The sequence below is a fragment of the Halorubrum sp. 48-1-W genome, from assembly GCF_003287355.1.
In the GTDB taxonomy this organism is placed as follows: Archaea; Halobacteriota; Halobacteria; order Halobacteriales; family Haloferacaceae; genus Halorubrum.
In genome coordinates this window covers 1-18,689 of the sequence record NZ_QMIM01000047.1, presented here as the reverse complement: position 1 = coordinate 18,689, position 18,689 = coordinate 1, and the positions used below count along the sequence as shown (strand labels likewise).

The window sequence follows — 18,689 nt, the reverse complement described above, 5'->3', positions numbered from 1 at the left end:
CCTTCACCGCGCCAGCAACGAGGCCTTCTCGATCAAACATTCCGTTCCAATAGCATACAAGGTCTCACGGCCAATTCGGGTATGAGATCGTGAAAGAAACACCGTGATAACTCTTCTATGACATCCTGTACGATAATGCGTGTCGACGGCGAGTATTTACCCGTCGGCCGGCTACGGAGGAGTATGACCGACTGGCGCGCCGTCGGCTACGGGTTCGTGGTCATGCTGATCGCCGGCCTCCTCGCGACGTTCGCCCCGGTCGTCGGGCACGTCGGCGCGGGACTGATCGGCGGGTTCGTCGCGGGCTACGTCGCCGGCGGCGGCCTGCTGTCGGGGACGTGGCACGGCCTGCTCGCGGGCTCCGTGAGCGGGGTCGTCGTCACCCTGTTGCTCGCAGTGTTCGGCGGCCTCGTCGGCCTCGCCGGCGGCCCGCTCGGCGGACTGCTCGGGGGCGCGGGCGTCCTCGTCGTCGGGCTCTTCCTCACGTTCCTGTTCGCGGTCGACTCGGCGCTGGCGGGCGCGATCGGCGGCGTCGTCGGCGAGTGAGTCGGGACGGACCCCGGCGTCCGCTCGAAGGCCGGCCTCCAGCCGGGCCGTCCCGCCGGAACCGGCTCACTCCCGATCGAGGTACTCCCGTTGGATCGCGACGACCTCGCTCGAGTCCTCGCAGTCGGCGTACCGGCGGAGCGGCTCCTCGTTGAGTTCGAGGAACGTCTCGCCCCAGGTGAACTTCGCCATGACCCGCTCCGCGTGGGCCGGTTCGCCGAGGATCGAGAGGGCGGCCGCGAACGCCTCGACGGTCGTGAGTTGCATCGGTCGGCCGAAGTTGACGGGGTTGGCGGCGACCAGGTACGGCAGGGCCCGGTGCTCGCCGGCGAGCGTGAACCGCTTCTCCCCGGCCGACTCCCACGAACAGTCGAGCGCGACGAGCGCGTTCCCGCGGGCGGTCCCCGCGTCGGCCGGCGAGAGCGCGCGCTCGGCGTGCGGATTGAGGACGACCCCGTACGGGGTGGCCCGGTCCGACCGGTGGAGTTCCGCGAGGTCGAACCGGGCGAGCTTCCGGGCCGTACACTTGTCGGGGTCGTCGTCGCCCTCGTACCGGACGTGGAGGTCCACGGTACGTCATCGGCCGAGTCGGTTATAAGCCGCACGACCGGGGCCGGGAACGAACGGGAGACACGTGGCCCAAAAAAGCGGGCGGAGCCGTCGTCAGCGCCAGATCACGGGGCACGGGTCCGCGTCACGAACGGGTCGTCTTTCACGCACGGGTCGTGTTCGTCGACCCCGGCCGGGACGCGCGTCCGCGTGTCGATCGGTTCCGATCCGTCTTCGGTCGTCGGTTCGCTCATCGCGGGCGGTGGTCGCCCCTCGCCACGGAAAACCGTTGGGCTAAAAGGGTCAGTATTCGATATATGACCTAATATCTTTACTTGATATCGAGTTATCTTTATCCACATACGACGTTCGTCGACGGATCCCGTCACTGGACGGTGCCACGAAGAGCTCCGCTGGTCGGGTCGATCCGGCCGACCTCCCACTACCGTCAAACCGGCCCGGTACCGGCGGGGTTTTTCCTCGCCGACACGCAGGTGTTCGTATGGAGCTGTTCGCCGTTCCGGACCTCCCGGAGATCCGGGAGGGAGACGACCTCGCTGTGTTGATCGACGAGCGCGTCGACCTCCGCGAGGACGACGTCGTCGTCGTCGCCAGCACCGTCGTCTCCAAGGCGGAGGGGCGCACGTTCGACCTCGCGGACTTCCCGGCGGGCCCGCGCGCGAACGAGGTCGCCGACAGGCTCGCGGCGGTCTCCGGCGAAGAGAAGGACCCCCGGTTCGCACAGGCCGTCCTCGAGGAGTCGACGGAGTTGATCACCGAGGCGCCGTTCCTCCTGACGGCGACCCGCTTCGGCCACATCGGCGTCAACGCGGGCATCGATCGGTCGAACGTCCCCGACGGCGACCTGCTGTTGCTCCCGGAGCGTCCCTCCGAGAGCGCGGAACGGCTCCGCGAGGGACTCTCGGCCGACCGCGTCGTCGTCAGCGACACCTGCGGCCGGCCGTTCAGACACGGCCAGCGCGGGGTCGCCATCGGCTGGGCGGGGATGCCCGCGAGCCGCGACTGGCGCGGCGAACGTGACCGCGACGGCCGCGAGATGGGCGTCACGGTCCAGAACGTGATCGACGAACTCGCGTCGGCGGCGAACCTCGTCGCGGGCGAGGGAGACGGCGGCACGCCCGTCGTCGTCGTCCGCGACTGGGCGTTCGGCGACCACGCCGGCTCGGACGAGCACTTCCGCGACGTCGCGGGCGACTTCGTCCGGCAGGCGTTACGCGACTGGCGTTACGAGGAGGACTGACATGCTCGGTATCGAACTCACCCCGGAACACGACCCGCACCGCATCGTCGACCTCGGCGTCCGCGCCGAGGCCGTCGGCTACGACACCGTCTACTCGACGTGTCACTACAACAACCGCGACCCGTGGGCGGTCCTCTCACAGCTGGCGACCGCCACGGAGTCGGTCCGGCTCGGCCCCGGCGTCGCGAACCCCCACGAGACGCACCCGGCCACGCTCGCCTCCCGGGTCGCCACCCTCGACGAACTCTCGGGAGGACGCGCCGTCTTCGGTATCGGCCCGGGCGACCCCTCGACCCTGCGGAACCTCGGGCTCGCGGACGAGCGCGGGCTCCGCCCTGTGCTGGAGGCGTTCAAGATAGCACAGAAGCTGTGGGCCGGCGAGCGCGTCGACCACGAGGGGACCTTCGACGCCAGCGAGGCGGGGCTCAACTACGAACCGCCGCAGGGTGCGGGGATCCCCGTCCACGTCGGCGGCGAGGGGCCGCACATGTGCCGGATGGCCGCGAAACACGCGGACGGCCTGTTGTTCAACGGCTCGCACCCGACGGACCTCGCGTGGGCCCGCGAGCAGGTCGACGACGGGCTCTCCGACCGGCCCGACCGCCGTGGCGACTTCGACCTCATCGCCTACGCCGCGGTGTCGGTCGCAGCGGACGACGCCGCAGCCCGGGAGGCAGCCCGCCCGCCGGTCGCGTTTATCACGGCGGGCGCGGCCCCACCGGTGCTCGACCGTCACGGGATCGCCGTCGACGTCGCCGAGGCCATCGGCGAGCGCGTCTCCGCCGGCGACTTCTCCACTGCCTTCGACCTGGTGACGCCCGGGATGATCGACGCGTTCTGTATGGCGGGCACCCCCGAAACGGTCCGCGAGCGGGCGGCGGCCGTCGCGGAGCACGCGGACGGGCTCGTCGTCGGCTCGCCGCTCGGTCCGGACCTGGAGCCGGCGGTCGATCTCGCGGCCGAAGCGGTCGGCGACATTTTTTAACCACCACCGGATTCTCACGAGGTGAGGATCGAGAATCGAGTCTGATAACTCCGGCGGGAGCTTCATTATCCGGTTTCACCGAACGTCGGACATGTCGACGACACGACAGCGACGAGCCGGGATACGGAGTCGGTACGAGGCGCTCCTCTGGGGAACGATGGACCGGATGGGGGTTTCGGAGTCGATAGAGCGGAAGGTCGTCACCGCCGTCGGGATCCAGTTCCTCGTCACCGTCGCGATCTTCCTGACGCCGTTTCTGTTCGCCGGCACGCGTTCGTACGTCGTCTCGGGCGTCCTCTTTCTCGGCGCGATCCTGGCGATCTACAACACCCTCCTCATCGTGCGTCGCGATTTCGTCGCCCCGATCCATCGATTGGAAGCCGGCGCGGACGCCATCGCGGCCGGGGAGATCAGGGACGACGTCGGCGACGCCAGTGACCTCGACGACGTCGGCGACGCCAGTGATCTCGACGACGTCGACGACGCGACCGGTCCGACTGCCGCCGGGTCCGCGCTCGTCGGCAGCGATCAGCCCGACGAGGTCGGGAGCCTGGTGAACTCGTTTATCGAGGTCCACCGCTACCTCGGCACCGTCTCGGCGCAGGCGGAGGCGCTCGCGGCGCAGTCGTTCGACGACCCCGTGCTCGACGAGGACGTTCCCGGCACGTTCGGCGAGTCGCTATCGGAGATGGCCGTAAACCTCGAGTCGTACACGAGAGAACTCGAGTCGCTCGTGGACGCCTTCGGCGACGCCGCCGAGCGCGCACGCGACGGGGACCTCACGGCGACGATCGACGCCGACGCGATCTCGACCGACCGGGACCGGTACGCCGAACTCGTCGAGAACTACAACCGGCTCGTCGCCACGCTCGGCGGGACCGTCGGCGACGTCCAGTCGTTCACTGGCGACGTCGCGGCCACGAGCGACGACGTCCGGGCGAGCATGGACGAGGTCGACCACGCGAGCGCGGAGGTCGCCCGATCGGTTCAGGAGATCTCGGACGGTTCAGCCGCACAGACGGACCAGTTGGAGGCGATCTCCGGCGAGATGAGCACGCTGTCGGCGACCGTCGAGGAGATCGCGGCGTCGGCGGACGACGCCGCAGCGACCGCCCGTAGCGCGGCCGACCGGGGACGCGCCGGCCGTGAGGAGGCTACGGAGGCGATCGCGGAGTTGGAGACGCTCGAGGCACGGATCGCCGAGGTGTCCGCCGCGGTGGTGGACCTCGTCGATCGGATCGAGGAGATAGACGAGATCGTCTCCGTGATCGACGGGATCGCCGAGGAGACGAACCTGCTCGCGGTCAACGCCTCCATCGAGGCCGCCCGGGCGAACGGCTCCGGGGACGGGTTCGCCGTCGTCGCCGACGAGGTGAAGTCGCTCGCGGAGGAGACTCGCGAGGAGGCCGCTGAGATATCCGGGCGGATCGACGATGTACAGACTGCCTCGTCGGAGACCGCGGACGACGTGGAGGCGATGGAGTCGCAGGTGGCCGAAAGCGTCGACACGATCGAGACTACCCTCCACGAGTTCGAGGAGGTCGTCGAGGGCGTGACGACGGTCGACGAGACGGTCCAGGAGATCAGCGACGCGACCGACGACCAAGCCCGGACCACACAGGAGGTCGTGGACATGGTCGACGACATCGCGGAGGTCAGCGGACAGACCGCGACGGAGGCGGAAACCGTCGCGGCGGCGGCCGAAGAACAGACCGCGACGGTTTCGGAGGTGACCCGGCGTGTCCACACCCTCGCCGATCAGTCGGACGAACTGTTGGCGACGCTCGACGAGTTCACGGTCCCGACGGCCGGCACGGACGCTTCGGCGGAGACGGCGACGGTGGGTGCGGCTACGGTGGATGTGGTGGAGGCCACGGACTCCCCCCCGACTCCGAGCGACGACTGACTCGATCGCGGTCGTCGTCGAACGATGGGAGCGGACGCTACTCGCTCGGGCCGCGGCCGCCGAGCGAGGGAAGCTTCACGCCGATCTCGTCGAGGAGCGCGCCGACCACAGCGTAGCCGAGCGCCGTCACTGAGGCGACGATCAACACCTGTCCGACGAGGACGAGTACCGCCGAGAGCGGGTCGCCCGCGCCGAGGATCAGGTCGTTCGCGAAGATGTCGAGGAACCGGCCGACGTCGCCGACCAGTCGCGTCACGAACTCGAGGAGCGCGATCATGACCGGACGTTGGACGGGGGGGTACTTGGGGTTTTAGTTCGCTGGCCGGCTCCGCGTGACCCGGTCCCGGTTCGCCGAACCGAACGTCTTACACCCGGCCGACCCTGACGGGTTCGACATGAACACGGTGCTGTGGGTCCTGACCGGGGTCCTCGCGTACACGGTGGCCATGACGTGGCTCCGAAACCGGGGAATCCTCCCCGACTCCGTGCGGATCTCGGGCCCGCTCACGACCCTCCACACCCGTCGCGGGCGGGCGTTCCTCGAACGACTCGCCGGACCGAAGCGCTTCTGGCGCGCGGTCGCGAACCTCGGGCTTGGCGGCGCGCTCGTCGCGATGGTCGGCTCGTTCGTCCTCATCGTCTCCTCGGGGCTCTCCACGCTCTCGTCCACGCAACCCTCCGCGATCCAGCAGCCGCAGAACTTCCTCATCATCCCCGGCGTCAACGAGTTCCTCCCGCTCTCGGTCGCGGCCGAGATCGTCGGCGGGCTCGCGATCGCGATGGTCGTCCACGAGGGGGCACACGGGCTGTTATGTCGGGTCGAGGACATCGAGATCGACTCGATGGGCCTGGTGTTCCTCGCTATCTTGCCCGTCGGCGCGTTCGTCGAACCGGACGAGGAGGCGACCCAGGAGGCCTCCCGCGGCGCGCGGGCCCGGATGTTCGCCGCCGGGGTCACCGCGAACGTGGTCCTCACGGCGGTCGTCTTCGCCCTGCTTTTCGGCCCCGTCGTGGGTGCGATGGGCGTCGCGCCCGGCTACGCGGTCGGCGAGGTCACTCCGGGGTCGCCCGCGGCCGACGCGGACCTCGCGCGGGGCGACCGGATCGTCGAGGTCGCCGGCGAGCCGGTGGCCGACGCCACCGAGTTCGAGGCAGTCGTGGCCGAGGCCGACGCGGACGTCTCGATGGTCGTCGACGACGGCGACGAGGAACGCGAGGTCACCGTCGAACGCGAGCTACAGGCGATCGGTTCGGCGGGCGACAACCCCTTCGGCGTCACCGTGAGGGAGGAGCCGTTCGCCGTCACCGCGGTGAACGGAGAGCCCGTGCGGACCGAAGGCGAGTTCCTCACTGCGGTCGGCGACGACGAACGGGCGACCGTGGCGATCGAAGGGGTCGACGGCGCCAACGGCACCGAACGCGAGGTGCCGATCGGCGCGTACACCGTCGGCGTCCAGGAGGGCGGGCCGATACACGACGCGGGCGCGACGGTCGGCGAACCGCTCACGATCGTGGAGATCGACGGCGACCGGATCCGCGACGACGACGCGCTGGCGGCGACGCTCCAGGAACGGGAGCCCGGAACGACCGTCGAGGTGGTCGCGTACACCGCCGACGACGAGCGCGTCAGCTACGACGTCGAGCTCGATCCTCATCCCGACCGCGAGGGCGGGTTCATCGGCGTGAGCGTCTTCCCGGGCACGAGCGGGCTCGCGCTCGACGACGTCGGCGTCTCCGAGTACCCGGCCGGTGCGTACCTCGGGCTGCTCGGGGGCGACGGCGGCGAGGGCGCGCTCGACGGGGTCCCGCTCGGCGGGCTCGCCGACTCCGCGCTCGGGCTCGTCTTCGTCACGCTGATCCTCCCGCTCGGCAGCCTGTTCGGGCTCCCGTTCAACTTCGCCGGGTTCGCCGGCGGGATAACCAACTTCTACGTCCTCGAGGGCTGGCTCGCCGTCCTCGGCAGTGGCGCGTTCCTGCTGGCGAACCTGCTCTTCTGGACCGGCTGGATCAACATCCAGCTCGCGCTGTTCAACTGTCTCCCCGCGTTCCCGCTCGACGGCGGACGGATACTCCGGATGGTCGCCGAGGCGGTCGTGAGCCGGCTCCCGATCGGCGACCGGCACGCGGCCGTCCGGACGATCACGGTCTCCTCCGGGCTGGTCATGCTCTTCGGGCTGGTGGCGATGGTGTTCGGCAACCAGATCCTCTCGGCGCTCGGGCTGATGTAAACTACCCCACCCTACTCCCTCGGCGCATACGCGCCTCGGTCCTTGAGGGTGGGGCTTTGATGTGGACTCCCGGCAATCAGTCACCAGCAATAGGCCGGTGACTCTCGCCGTTCAACGTCACCAGAACGCTTTGCGTTCTGGTTGGCTCACAAGAGCTCCGCTCTTGTGAACGTCCCACCATTCACACGCAGGTCTACTTCTGCGTCTCCGCTCCCCGACTTGGGCGAGGAACGGAGTCTGTGTGTCCGCTTTCGGGCGTACCGGAGCCCGATATTCTTCGCACCGTTGTAATCCGCGTTCACCTCGTAGCCACACTTCTGGCAACAGAAGTGTTCTCCGTGGCGATTGTCCTCGTGCGTGAACCCACAATCCGTCCGAGAACAGCGTTGAGACGTGTAGTTCGGTTCGACTTGCTCCACGGAGATGCCGTGTTCGGGCGCTTTGTAGGAGACGTACTCGTAGAGGCGTCGGAACGCCCAAACGTGGTGCCACTTCGCCTGCGGAAGCCGCTCTCGAATGTCGGTCAACTCCTCGAACACAATAACGTCGCAGTCGTGTTCGACAGCTTCCGCGACAAGTTCGTTAGCGACCGTGTGGATGTACTGTTTCCGCCACGCTTCTTCGCGCTTCCCGAGGCGAAGCAAGGCGTTGTGCGCGGCTTGTGTGCCGCGCTGTTGTATCTCACCACGCCGCTTCTCAAACTCACGGCACCAGTGGTCGTAGTCGTCTCCCTGCCAGAACGTACCGGTCGAGGAGACTGCCAACGAGTTGACGCCGAGGTCGATACCGAGGACCGTTTGGTCGGGGTGCCCGGTATCTTCCGAAACCTCTGCGTCACCGTCTATCCGCCGCGTCGAGAGTTGGATGTAGAACTCGTCGTCCACCGCGTCGTATCGAACCGTACTTTCGCGGAACTCGTAGTCCTCGGAGAGAACGTACCGCTCGTAGGGCGTCGGGCTGTCTGCCGGGAGAACGAACGATGGTTCGATCCGCCCCTCGATGGTTGCCAGCGATACCTTGTTGCGGTAGAAGGTCGCGCTCCGTGCGTCGTAGTCCATCGTTTCAGCGGTAAACGTCGGGCAAGAGACACGCTGCCCTTTCTTCCACCGTTCGATAACGCCTTTGACGGCTTCGACGGCGCGTTTGATGGCGGCTTGGACGAGTTGTGCCTGTAGGTCTGTCTCCTCTCGAAGTTCGGAGTAGAGTGCGTCACGAACCTGTCTCTTGTTGGTTCTGCACTCGGTGTAGGTGGTGTCGGACCAACAGTAGTCGGCGGTTCGGTTCGCGCAATACAGGTATTGCTCGGCAGTTCGGTGGAGTGCATCACGTTGCTCGTCGGAAAGGTCGAGTTTCACGACGGCAGTTCGACGCACGTCCATAACTTCAGAGAGTATTTAACGGTACTTATACATTCGGGAGTCAGTCGGTCGCAGTATGCCGGTTGTGTCGTACCATGTCGGTTTCCTCTCCGGCCTACTCACTCCCTTTGCTACGCTTCGGTCGCTCCTTGAGGCCGGAGGCTCCACCTCGAAAACGCTGATCGGTCGAGGTCGCCGTCGACGACGCCTCCGCCGACAGCAACGCCGGCCGCAGGGGAAACGCGTTTCTCCGCGGGGGGACACGGACAGGTATGAGCCACTCGCGAACCGTCGAGATCGAGGGCCACATCATCGACAGCGGGACGATGCAGCGCTGTTTCGGGGCGGTGATGGACCTCGGCGGATCCTTCGACGTCGAGCAGTTCGACGTGGGGACCCACGAGAAGGCCGAATCGTACTGTCGAATGCGCGTCTCCGCCGACGACGAGGGGACGCTCCGGGCGATCCTCCACGAACTCCACCAGAACGGGGCGGTGTTGGAGGACCCCTCCGACGTGACGCTCGTCGCCGCCCCCGGCGACAAGGTCGTCCCCCCGGACTTCTACTCAACGACCAATCACCCGACCGAGGTTCGATACGACGGCGAGTGGGTCGACGTCGACCGGATCGAGATGGACTGTGCGCTGATCGTCGACCCGGACGGCCCGGGGGGGAAGCCGCGGGCGTACACGAAGGTGCTCAACGCCGTCGAGGAGGGCGACCTCGTCGCGACCGACGAGTCGGGGATCCGCGTGAACCCGCCGGAGCGCCCCCGGGGGAGCGGCGGCGCGTTCGGGTTCATGCAGGGCGGCGTCTCCTCGGAGCGCCCCTCCGAGTCGACGATCCGCGAGGTCGCCGCGGAGCTTCGGGAGGTGAAGGAGGCCGGCGGGAACGTGATGGTGGTCGCCGGCCCCGCGGTCGTCCACTCGGGTGCGGGCGACGCGCTCGCGAAGCTCGTCGAGGCCGGCTACGTCGACTCGCTGTCGGCGGGCAACGGCTTCGCGACCCACGACCTCGAGCGGTCGCTGTACGGCACCTCGCTCGGGATGAACGTCGAGACGCTCGAGCACCCGCGGAAGGGACACAAACACCACATCTGGACCATCTCGGAGATCATCCGCGCGGGCGGGATCGAGGCAGGCGTCGAGGCGGGGATCGTCACCGAGGGCGTGATGTACCAGTGTGTGAAAAACGACGTCGACACCGTGCTCGCGGGGTCGATCCGCGACGACGGCCCGCTCCCCGACACGATCACGGACGCGGTGGAGGCCCAGGACGCGATCCGCGATCAGGCTCACGACGCCGACATCGTGCTGATGCTCGCGACCCTGCTCCACTCGGTCGCGGTCGGGAACTGTCTCCCCTCGACGACGAAGACGGTCTGTGTCGACATCAACCCGGCCACGGTCACGCAACTGCTCGACCGCGGCTCCGCGCAGGCGGTCGGCATGGTCACCGACATCGGCACGTTCGTGCCCACGCTCGCGGAGTTCGTGCTCGACGAGGACCTCGAGGCGGTCGCGGGGGCGGGTGAGCACGCGTGAGCGTCGAGCTCCGCCCTTACGACGCGACGACCGACGCCGATGCGCTCTACGGGCTGAAGACCGCCTTCGAGCGGGGGCTCGGCGAGAACACGGGCGGCGACGACAAGGCGGCGGCCTACGACGGGAAGCTCACCGCCGACTACCGGGAGAAGTGGCTGGCGTGGGTCGACCGCTGTGTCGCCGACGAGCCGCGCTGTGTGACCGTCGCGGTCGACGGGACGGACGGGGACGACGGCGAGGCGGCCGTGAGCGTTGCTGGGAGCGGTCCCGACCTCGTCGGCTACGTCTTCTGTCTGCCCGAACAGCTGGCGTTCATTTGGGACGCCGCCGTTATCAACGAGCTCTACCTCGCGCCCGAGTACCGCGGAACCGGCGTCGCCGACGAGTTGATGAACGCCGTGGTCGACCTCGCTGCCGATCAGGACCTCCCGCTCGACCGGATCGTGCTCGACGTCGACCCGAAAAACGAGCGCGCACGGGCGTTCTACGACCGGCACGGCTTCGAGCCGTGGGGGGAGATGGTCGCCCGGCAGGTCGGCGACGCCAGCGCCGACTGAGGGGCGAGCGATGCGAGCGTAACGCGTCGACACCCGATCCCCCCTCCGCCGTCCGAAGGCTATTGACTCGCGGGCGTAAAGGGGGGACATGACCGACGCCACGCGCGAGTGGATCCTGGCGGAACGGCCCCGCGGCGAACCGTCCCTCGACTGCTTCGACCTCCGGGAACGGGACCGTCCCGAGCCCGACCCGGGCGAGCTCCTCGTCCGCGTCCGCTACCTCTCCGTCGACCCGTACATGCGCGGCCGGATGCGCGACGCCGAGTCGTACGCCGAGCCGTGGGGTGTCGGCGACGCGCTGGAGGGCGGCGTCGTCGGCGAGGTCGTCGCGAGCGACGACGACCGGTACGAGCCCGGCGACCTCGTCACCGGGAACGGCACGTGGGCCGACCACGCGCTCCTCGACGCCGACGACGTCGCCCCCGTCGACCCGTCGGTGGCCGACCCGCCGGCGTACCTCGGCGTGTTGGGGATGCCCGGGCGGACGGCGTACTTCGGCCTGCTGGAGGTCGGCGAGCCGAAGCCGGGCGACACGGTCGTCGTCTCCGGCGCGGCGGGCGCGGTGGGCTCCGTCGTCGGACAGATCGCGACGCTGAACGGCTGTCGCGTCGTCGGCTTCGCGGGCACCGACGAGAAGACCCACTGGCTCGTCGACGACCTCGGCTTCGACGCCGCGATCAACTACCGGACTACGGACGACTACGGCACAGCGCTCGCCGAGGCGGCCCCCGACGGCGTCGACGTCTACTTCGACAACGTCGGCGGCCCGATCACGGACGCGGTCTTTCGCGAACTCACCCTCGACGCGCGGGTCGCCGTCTGTGGCCAGATCGCCCACTACAACGCCGAGGAGACGCCGACCGGCCCGCGGAAGCTCCCGCTCCTCATCGCGCCGCGCGCCAGGGTCCAGGGACTGCTGGTGAGCGACTACGCGAGCCGGTTCGACGAGGCACTGGGCCGGCTCTCGGGGTGGGTCGCGGACGGCGAGATCGAGCACCGGGAGACCGTCGTCGAGGGGCTGGAGAACGCACCCGAGGCCTTCCTCGGGCTCTTCTCCGGCGACAACGTCGGGAAGCAGGTCGTGCGGGTCTCCGGGTCGTCGTGACGGCGGTCGAGAGGTTGCTCTCTTCGTCGATCTCGAACGACACAACCGTTTGGAAACGACTACCGGACCGTACCGCGACCGCTTACTTCGATCTCACGCCGCGATCCCCCACAGCCCGACGACGACGAACCCGACGGCGACGAGGACCGGGAACGCGGCCCGCCACAGCCGCGAGAGTGCGAGCCCGCGGATCGACCGATCCGCGATCACGAGGTCGCCCGTGAGGGCGACGCCGGTTCTTCCGTTCTCGCCTCCCTCCCCGCGATCGACCCGTCCGGCGACGAGGTACGTCTTCCCGGGATCGATCCGACGCTCGACGTAGCGTCGGGCACCGAAGAAGGGAAGCGCCGCGATCCAGCCGGCGACCGGATCCAGCCCCTCACGGGCGTCGACGAACCGCCGGATCCGGTCAGGCGGCGTCTCCTTCGCACCGACGCGGACGACCGTCGACGCCGTGTCGAGCGCGAACCGCCGCGACGACGGGTGGACGGCGAGGTCCCTGCCGGCCCCCTCCAGCGCGAACCGGGCGGTCGCGACGCCGTCGTCGAGGCGGGCGTCGAGCCACGGGATCCCGATCGGGAACGGCTGGCGCTCCGTGACCTCGAACTCGAAGCCGAGACAGCCGATCCCGCTGAACGGACCCGTGAGGGTCTCTCCCGCGTCGCGGGCGGTTCCCCGGACCGCAACGAACTCCCCGGCGTCGGCGTCCGTCACCGCCTCGGGTCGCCGGACTTCGGCTCGAAGGAGCTGTGGGAGCACCGCGAGCGGTCGGAGTCCGTACCACGCCATCGCGAAACCGAGTCCGACGAAGAGGGCTCCGAGGAGGGTCAGATACATCGGCGGGGGACGAGTGGGTTCAACTGAATCGTCGGGAACGTGCGTGCCGACGGGCCGGTCGTGGAGGGGATCACGTCGTCCGGTTCGGGTGGCCGGCTGATAAAGGTCCACGACGTCGCGGTCGCCGTCGACGCCCCCGGAACTTTGCGCTCCCGTTCCGTGGGTGGACCATGGGACTCGTGAACGAGGCGGATCTGGAGTGGACCGAGACGGACCGCGGCGAGGCGCGGTTCGAGCGGAAGCAGTTGAGCGAGGCGGCCGACGGCGACGCGATCGGGTGTAGCCTGTACGAGTTACAGCCGGGCCACAGGTCGTGGCCGTACCACTACCACACCGCGAACGAGGAGGCGATCTACGTCCTCGAGGGGACCGGCGCGATACGGCTGGCGGAAACGGACGACTCCGGGGCGGATGACCCCGGGACGGACGACTCCGGGGCGAGCGACACTCACGACGTCTCGGCGGGCACGTACGTCGCGCTCCCGGCCGACGAGTCCGGCGGTCATCGCGTGATCAACGATTCGGAGGCGCCCCTCCGGTACCTCGTCATCTCGACGATGGTGGAGCCGGACGTCACGGTGTACCCCGACTCGGGGACGTTCGGCGTGTACGTCGGCTCCCCACCCGGCGGCCGGGGGGAGCGCTCGCTGGAGGGCTACTACGCTGTCGACGACACCGTCGACTACTGGGACGGGGGGTAGCGGACGGGCGTTCGCCGTCGCCGTTGCGACTCCCGTCCCGTCACGACCCGGGAACGCCCGACAGGAGTTATGTGGGTCGCGACGAAACCTCCGGATATGCGTTACCTCGTAGCCACCGACGGATCCACGCTGGGGGACGAAGCGGTCCGGTACGGCGCGCGCCAGGCGGCCGCGTTCGACGCCACGCTCGTGATCGCTCACGTGTTGACGCCGAACTCCGAACTGATCGACGGAATGCTCGTCCTCCCCGGCGAGGAGGCGGCCGTCGAGGAGGGCGAACGCGTCCTCGAGAACGCCCGGTCGGTCGCCGTCGACCGCGCCGACGAGGCGGGGAGCGAGATCGACGTCGACACGCAACTGCTCACCGGACGGCCCGCGGACGCGATCACGGAGTTCGCCGGAGAGACCGGCGCCGACGCGATCTTCGTCGGACACCGCGGACTCTCCGAGGAGCGCGAACAGGTCGTCGGCAGCGTCGCGAAGAGCGTGGTCGACAAGGCGATCGTCCCGGTGACGGTCATTCGGTGACGGTCGTTCGGTGACGGTCGTTCGGCGACGGTCACCTCTTCTCCGGACGTCCGTCGACAGGCTTTAGTTTGTACCGAGAGTAGTGTACAGTATGGACAAGAACGTCGGTTCCATGGACGCGCGTGTCAGGACGGCTGTCGGCGCGGTGTCGGGGACGATCTCGCTCGCCACGCTCGCCGGATCGGTTCCGCTCCCCGCGATCGCGTCGCCGGTCCTCGGCGTCGTCGCGATCGTCATGCTCGTCACCGCCGTGACGGGGACGTGTGGGCTATACTCACTTCTGGGTGTCGACACCTGCTCGGTCTCGCCCGACGAGACGCGATAACCGGCCCACACGAACCGTTGCGATCGGCGTCTACTCCCAGGCGTCCGGGCCGAAGTCCGGGTGGACCTCCCGGGAGTATCGCCCGATGCCGTCGATCCGTTCGAGTTCCTCGTCGGTCAACCCGAGGTCACGGCTCGCCCAGTTGTCGACGATGTGCTCCTCGCCCGTGGCCTTGGGGATCGCCGTCACGCCCCGCTCGCGGAGCCACGCCAGGCTGACCTGTGCCGCGCTCGCGTCGTGGTTCGCGGCGATCCCGCGGATCACGTCGTCGTCGAACACCGCGCCGCGCGCGAGCGGCGAGTACCCGACGATCTCGTAGCCGTGCTCTTCGGCGTGCTCCCGGAGCTCCGTCTGTTGACAGAACGGGTGCGTCTCGACCTGGTTCGCGAAGACCGGCGCGTCGAGGACGTCCATGGCCCGCTCGACGTGGTCGGGCTCGAAGTTCGAGACGCCGACCCGGTCTAGCAGCCCGCGGTCGTGGAGTTCGTCGAACGCCGGGAGCGTCCCTTCGGGGTCGTACGCGCCCGCCGGCCAGTGGACGTACAGCAGGTCGACGGCGTCGACGCCGAGCGCCTCGAGGCTCTCCTCCGTCGTCTCGATGACGTCCTGGTACGCGAGGTTCGAGATCCACACCTTGGTGGCGAGGAAGACGTCCTCGCGGTCGACGTCGGCTGTGGCGATCCCCTCGCCGACGGCCGCCTCGTTGCCGTACGCCTGTGCGGTGTCGACGTGTCGATACCCCGTCTCGAGGGCGGTTCTGACGCTTTCGGCACACTGTGCGGGGTTCTCGTTCTCCCAGGTCCCGAGCCCGAGGACCGGCATCCCGCTCGCTCGCGTCACGCTGTCGGACGACTGCTCTGAGGAAGGCACGTCCCGACGTGGTCGTTCGCGCGACTAATGGGTTCGGAAACGCGTTCGGGGAGGGTCCCGCGAGCCGCCGACTCAGGCCCCGATCTCGACCTCATCCGGAACGAACGGTTCGAGATCCAGCCGTTCTATCGTCGCTTTCTGCGGGACGCCCTCCTCGGTCCAGCCGCGGATGTCGTAGTACTCCTCGAGCATCGTCTCGAAGTCCGCCTCGGTTACCCGGTTGCCGTCGGCGGGACCGCCCGACTCCAGCGGCCGCGTCAGCCGTTCCGGGAGGCTGTCGTCCTCGCGGTCGAACCCCTCCCGGAGGTTGAAGAGGCGGGTCATCGTCCACGCCCGCTCGCCGACCGTCTCCAGGTCGTCGACGGTCAGGTCGTAGCCGAACTCCCGGAGCCACTCGGCGACGCGCTCGTAGTTGTAGGCGGTGAAGTCGCACGCGACCATGCTGAACGAGAGCGCGCCCTCGTTCTGCTCGTCGACCACGGCCGCCGCGTGGCCCTCGGTGTCGAACGGGTCGCGCTCCCCGCCCAGCGCGTCCGACCCGATCGGGAACGCGCGCTGATGACAGCCGCCGCGGTCGGAGGTCGCATACGCGAGCGCCATGCTGAGGGATGCGCGCGGGTCGTACGCCGGTAGCTCCATCCCTTTCACCTCGACCGCGGCCTCACGGGCACGCGGGTCGTCCGGACAGAGGCGCTCCGCCGCGCCGACGGTCCCCTCCGCGAGCGCGTCGCCGATCCCCTCGCGGTGTGCGACCTTCTCGACGACCTCGGCGGCCGTCTCGGCGTCGCCGAACTCGATATCGAACTCTACGATCCCTCGCTCGCTCGTCTCCATCAGCCACGAGACGACGTTCCCCAGCGAGATCGTGTCCATCCCGAGCCGGTCGGCGCGGTCCGCGAGCTCCGTCACGCCCGTCACGTCGGTGATGTCCGTGTTCGCGCCCATCATCCCGATCGTCTCGTACTCCGGCCCCCACGCGACGCTGGCGTCCGGGAACGCGCCCCCGACGTCGGTTCCGGCGAAGTCGGTGACGTGCCCGCAGGCGATCGGGCAGTTGTAACAGGAGTCGGGCCGTCGGTGCCCCGGCTCGAAGGCGTCGATGTTGAGGGTGTCGACGTCGTCTATCGTTCCCTCGGTCCAATTGTGCGAGGGGAGCGCGCCGACCTCCTGGGTCCAGTCGACGATGATCTGTGTGCCGCCCTCCCGGGCCCACTCGGTCTCCGTGCCGTTGCCCAGCCGCCGCATGTGGTCGATCCGGAGGTCCTGTAGCTCGCCGTCGTCCGGTTTCGTTCCAGTGGCGACCACCGCCTTGAGGTTCTTGCTTCCCATCACCGCGCCGACGCCGCCGCGGCCGGCGTGATGTGAGGCCTCGTCGCTCGAGATCGTCGCGAACCGAACCCGGTTCTCGCCTGCCGGCCCGATCGCGGCGACCTTGGTGTTGCGGTCGGCGAACTCCCTTGCGGTCTCGCGGGCGTCGTGGCTCCCCCAGAGGTGGTCCGCGTCCTCGATGGAGACCTCGCCGTCGTCGACGCGGAGTAAGACCGGGTCGTCGGCGCTCCCCTCGAAGACGACGCCGAGGTAACTCGGCATCGCGAACCGGAACATCGACGGGAAGTGCCCGCCCGAGTACGAGTCGACGAACGTACCCGTCAGCGGCGACTTGGTCACGACCCCGTATCGTGAGGTACCCGGCGCGTGCCCCGTGAGCGGACCGAAGGTGAAGAACAGCGGGTTCTCCGGGGACAAGGGGTCGGTTCCGGGCGGAAGCTCGTCGAGGAGCATCACTGCCCCGAGCCCCTTCCCGGAGACGAAGGTGTTCCGGTACGACTCGGGAACCTCCTCGGTCCCGACGGTTCGTTCCGAGAGGTTCACCCGGAGCAGGTGACGCATCTCGTTCGGTACGTCGCCGGTCGTGGCTCCGTCGGTCGTGGCTGCCATCGACACGACATCACCCCGGTCGTACAAAAGTGTGTGCCGCGACCTCGAGCCCCGTCGACCTCCCGGTGGAGCCCGTCAGCGGCCGATCTCGACACCGTCGGGACCGACCTCCCGAAGTACGTGACTGTTGCCAAATCGTGACATTCAAGGCACATTTTTACAACCTCGGGTGGTGGTTTGTTTCATGGATTCTTCCATAAAAAAGTCACTCGCCGTCGTCATGACGGCTATTCTACTTGTATCCGCCGTAGGCATGGTCGGCCTCGTCGGTGCACAAAACCAAGGCAATGCGGGTAACGGGCCGACGGCGACGGTGTCGTTCGCGGACCAGCAGACGGACGGCACGACGGTCACCGTCGAGTCGGTGAACGCCTCGGAGGGAGGGTTCGTGGCGATACACGACAGTAGCCTCCTCGACGGGGCCGTACTCGAGAGCGTCATCGGCGTCTCGGAGTACCTCGAACCCGGCCTCCACGAGAACGTAACCGTCACCCTGTACGACGTGCCCGGGGCGACGTTCAACGAGTCGGAGCTGAGCGAAGACGAGACGCTGATCGCGATGCCGCATCTGGACACGAACGGGAACGAGACGTACGACTTCGTCGCGACCAACGGCACCGACGACGGCCCCTACGTCGCGAACGGGAGCGCCGTGGTCGACACCGCGAACGTGACCGTTCAGGAGCCGACCACCGGCGAGTCGTTCGCCGTCTCGAACCTGACGGCTCCCGAGGTCGTCGAGCGTAACGAGTCCGTCGACGTCACTGCGACGGTCACGAACCCCAACGACGTCGCCGAGACACAGGAAGTGGCGTTCCGGTTCGACGGCGAGGTGTTGGTCCGCGAGGAGGTCACCCTCGAGGCGGGCGAGTCCACCGAGTTCAACACGACCGTCGACACGACCGGGGTAGACACCGGGACGTCGTTCCACGGCGTGTACACCCGTGAGGACGGGGCGGTTGCACAGTTGCTCGTGGTCGAGACGATCCAGTCGTTCGGCGTGTCGAACCTGACCGCGCCGGCGAACGCGACCGTCGGCGACCCCGTTTCGGTGACTGCCACCGTGACGAATCCGAACGCGTTCGCCATCGAACAGCCGGTCGAGTACCGGTTCGACGGGGCCCTCGTCGACACCCGAAACGTCGATCTCGACGGTGAAGACTCGACGACGGTCGAGTTCGAACTCGACACCGAGGCGTCGACTCCCGGAACCTACATCCACAGCGTGTTTTCGGTCGACTTCGGCGGGGACGCCCTGATCACGCTCGAAGCCGCGGACGACGCGGATGAGGGCGACGACATGGACGACGGCGACGACGCTGATGAGGGCGACGACGCGGATGAGGGCGACGACGTGGACGACGGCGACGACGCTGATGAGGGCGACGACGCGAACGGCGACGACATGGACGACGGCGACGACGCTGATGAGGGCGACGACGCGAACGGCG

The 18,689-nt window shown here is 68.3% G+C and carries 17 protein-coding genes and 2 pseudogenes; 12 read left to right on the top strand and 7 right to left on the bottom strand.

The genetic code is table 11. From position 1 onward, the window contains the following. Nucleotides 1-183: 183 nt before the first annotated feature. Nucleotides 184-546 (top strand): DUF5518 domain-containing protein, encoded by a 363-nt coding sequence (locus tag DQW50_RS16820; RefSeq protein WP_112080415.1) that lies wholly within the window; start codon nucleotides 184-186, stop codon nucleotides 544-546. 66 nt (nucleotides 547-612) lie between these two features. Here DQW50_RS16820 and DQW50_RS16815 read toward each other — a convergent pair whose 3' ends face one another. Both DQW50_RS16815 and DQW50_RS18675 read right to left on the bottom strand, forming a co-directional pair. After that, the gene (locus tag DQW50_RS16815) at nucleotides 613-1,116 is read right to left on the bottom strand and encodes a DUF367 family protein (RefSeq protein ID WP_112080414.1); all 504 of its coding nucleotides are present in this window, start codon (nucleotides 1,114-1,116) and stop codon (nucleotides 613-615) included. A gap of 104 nt (nucleotides 1,117-1,220) precedes the next feature. After that, nucleotides 1,221-1,349, bottom strand: coding sequence for a hypothetical protein (locus DQW50_RS18675; RefSeq protein ID WP_255417653.1), 129 nt, complete (start codon nucleotides 1,347-1,349; stop codon nucleotides 1,221-1,223). A gap of 248 nt (nucleotides 1,350-1,597) precedes the next feature. Between DQW50_RS18675 and DQW50_RS16810 the strand changes: the two genes are divergently transcribed. The 3 genes from DQW50_RS16810 to DQW50_RS16800 all read left to right on the top strand — a co-directional run bounded on the left by DQW50_RS16810 (nucleotide 1,598) and on the right by DQW50_RS16800 (nucleotide 5,247). Then, nucleotides 1,598-2,356 carry a coenzyme F420-0:L-glutamate ligase gene (locus DQW50_RS16810; protein WP_112080413.1) on the top strand — a complete coding sequence of 253 codons (759 nt, stop codon included), beginning with the start codon at nucleotides 1,598-1,600 and terminating at the stop codon, nucleotides 2,354-2,356. Nucleotide 2,357: 1 nt separating this feature from the next. Beyond that, the gene (locus tag DQW50_RS16805; RefSeq protein ID WP_112080412.1) at nucleotides 2,358-3,341 is read left to right on the top strand and encodes a 5,10-methylenetetrahydromethanopterin reductase; all 984 of its coding nucleotides are present in this window, start codon (nucleotides 2,358-2,360) and stop codon (nucleotides 3,339-3,341) included. 157 nt (nucleotides 3,342-3,498) lie between these two features. Further along, nucleotides 3,499-5,247, top strand: a complete 1,749-nt coding sequence (locus DQW50_RS16800) for a methyl-accepting chemotaxis protein (RefSeq protein ID WP_112080417.1) — start codon at nucleotides 3,499-3,501, stop codon at nucleotides 5,245-5,247. Between the two features lie 37 nt (nucleotides 5,248-5,284). Here the strand turns inward: DQW50_RS16800 and DQW50_RS16795 are convergent, their stop codons facing one another. After that, nucleotides 5,285-5,524 (bottom strand): hypothetical protein, encoded by a 240-nt coding sequence (locus DQW50_RS16795; RefSeq protein WP_112080411.1) that lies wholly within the window; start codon nucleotides 5,522-5,524, stop codon nucleotides 5,285-5,287. Between the two features lie 118 nt (nucleotides 5,525-5,642). Here DQW50_RS16795 and DQW50_RS16790 point away from each other — a divergent pair, with 118 nt between their 5' ends. Then, complete coding sequence (locus DQW50_RS16790) at nucleotides 5,643-7,475, top strand: site-2 protease family protein (RefSeq protein WP_112080416.1); 1,833 nt, start codon at nucleotides 5,643-5,645, stop codon at nucleotides 7,473-7,475. A 76-nt stretch (nucleotides 7,476-7,551) separates the two neighbouring features. On the opposite strand, the pseudogene DQW50_RS16785 reads toward DQW50_RS16790, so the two are convergent. After that, nucleotides 7,552-8,854, bottom strand: a pseudogene (locus tag DQW50_RS16785) (RNA-guided endonuclease InsQ/TnpB family protein). Between the two features lie 251 nt (nucleotides 8,855-9,105). Between DQW50_RS16785 and DQW50_RS16780 the strand changes: the two are divergent. From DQW50_RS16780 to DQW50_RS16770, 3 genes are all read left to right on the top strand, one after another. Next, nucleotides 9,106-10,377, top strand: a complete 1,272-nt coding sequence (locus DQW50_RS16780; protein ID WP_112080409.1) for a TIGR00300 family protein — start codon at nucleotides 9,106-9,108, stop codon at nucleotides 10,375-10,377. Beyond that, nucleotides 10,374-10,934, top strand: coding sequence for a GNAT family N-acetyltransferase (locus tag DQW50_RS16775; protein WP_112080408.1), 561 nt, complete (start codon nucleotides 10,374-10,376; stop codon nucleotides 10,932-10,934). Before DQW50_RS16780 ends, DQW50_RS16775 begins: the two co-directional genes overlap by 4 nt. Before the next feature lie 88 nt (nucleotides 10,935-11,022). Then, nucleotides 11,023-12,039, top strand: coding sequence for an NADP-dependent oxidoreductase (locus DQW50_RS16770; protein ID WP_112080407.1), 1,017 nt, complete (start codon nucleotides 11,023-11,025; stop codon nucleotides 12,037-12,039). A 93-nt stretch (nucleotides 12,040-12,132) separates the two neighbouring features. Here DQW50_RS16770 and DQW50_RS16765 read toward each other — a convergent pair whose 3' ends face one another. Further along, entirely contained in the window at nucleotides 12,133-12,876 is a 744-nt protein-coding gene (locus DQW50_RS16765; protein WP_112080406.1) for an OB-fold nucleic acid binding domain-containing protein, read from the bottom strand. A gap of 170 nt (nucleotides 12,877-13,046) precedes the next feature. Between DQW50_RS16765 and DQW50_RS16760 the strand changes: the two genes are divergently transcribed. The 3 genes from DQW50_RS16760 (at nucleotide 13,047) to DQW50_RS16750 (ending at nucleotide 14,430) form a co-directional block, all read left to right on the top strand. Further along, nucleotides 13,047-13,577, top strand: a complete 531-nt coding sequence (locus DQW50_RS16760) for a cupin domain-containing protein (protein ID WP_112080405.1) — start codon at nucleotides 13,047-13,049, stop codon at nucleotides 13,575-13,577. Between the two features lie 96 nt (nucleotides 13,578-13,673). Then, nucleotides 13,674-14,105, top strand: a complete 432-nt coding sequence (locus DQW50_RS16755; RefSeq protein ID WP_112080404.1) for a universal stress protein — start codon at nucleotides 13,674-13,676, stop codon at nucleotides 14,103-14,105. Between the two features lie 91 nt (nucleotides 14,106-14,196). Further along, nucleotides 14,197-14,430 (top strand): DUF2892 domain-containing protein, encoded by a 234-nt coding sequence (locus DQW50_RS16750; RefSeq protein WP_112080403.1) that lies wholly within the window; start codon nucleotides 14,197-14,199, stop codon nucleotides 14,428-14,430. Between the two features lie 30 nt (nucleotides 14,431-14,460). Here the strand turns inward: DQW50_RS16750 and DQW50_RS16745 are convergent, their stop codons facing one another. Together DQW50_RS16745 and DQW50_RS16740 are read right to left on the bottom strand one after the other, a co-directional pair. After that, nucleotides 14,461-15,252, bottom strand: a complete 792-nt coding sequence (locus DQW50_RS16745; RefSeq protein WP_112080402.1) for an aldo/keto reductase — start codon at nucleotides 15,250-15,252, stop codon at nucleotides 14,461-14,463. 120 nt (nucleotides 15,253-15,372) lie between these two features. Further along, nucleotides 15,373-17,238 carry an aldehyde ferredoxin oxidoreductase family protein gene (locus DQW50_RS16740; RefSeq protein ID WP_112080401.1) on the bottom strand — a complete coding sequence of 622 codons (1,866 nt, stop codon included), beginning with the start codon at nucleotides 17,236-17,238 and terminating at the stop codon, nucleotides 15,373-15,375. A 313-nt stretch (nucleotides 17,239-17,551) separates the two neighbouring features. On the opposite strand from DQW50_RS16740, the pseudogene DQW50_RS17980 reads away from it, so the two are divergent. Next, a pseudogene (locus DQW50_RS17980) lies at nucleotides 17,552-18,689 on the top strand (hypothetical protein); the annotation flags it as partial.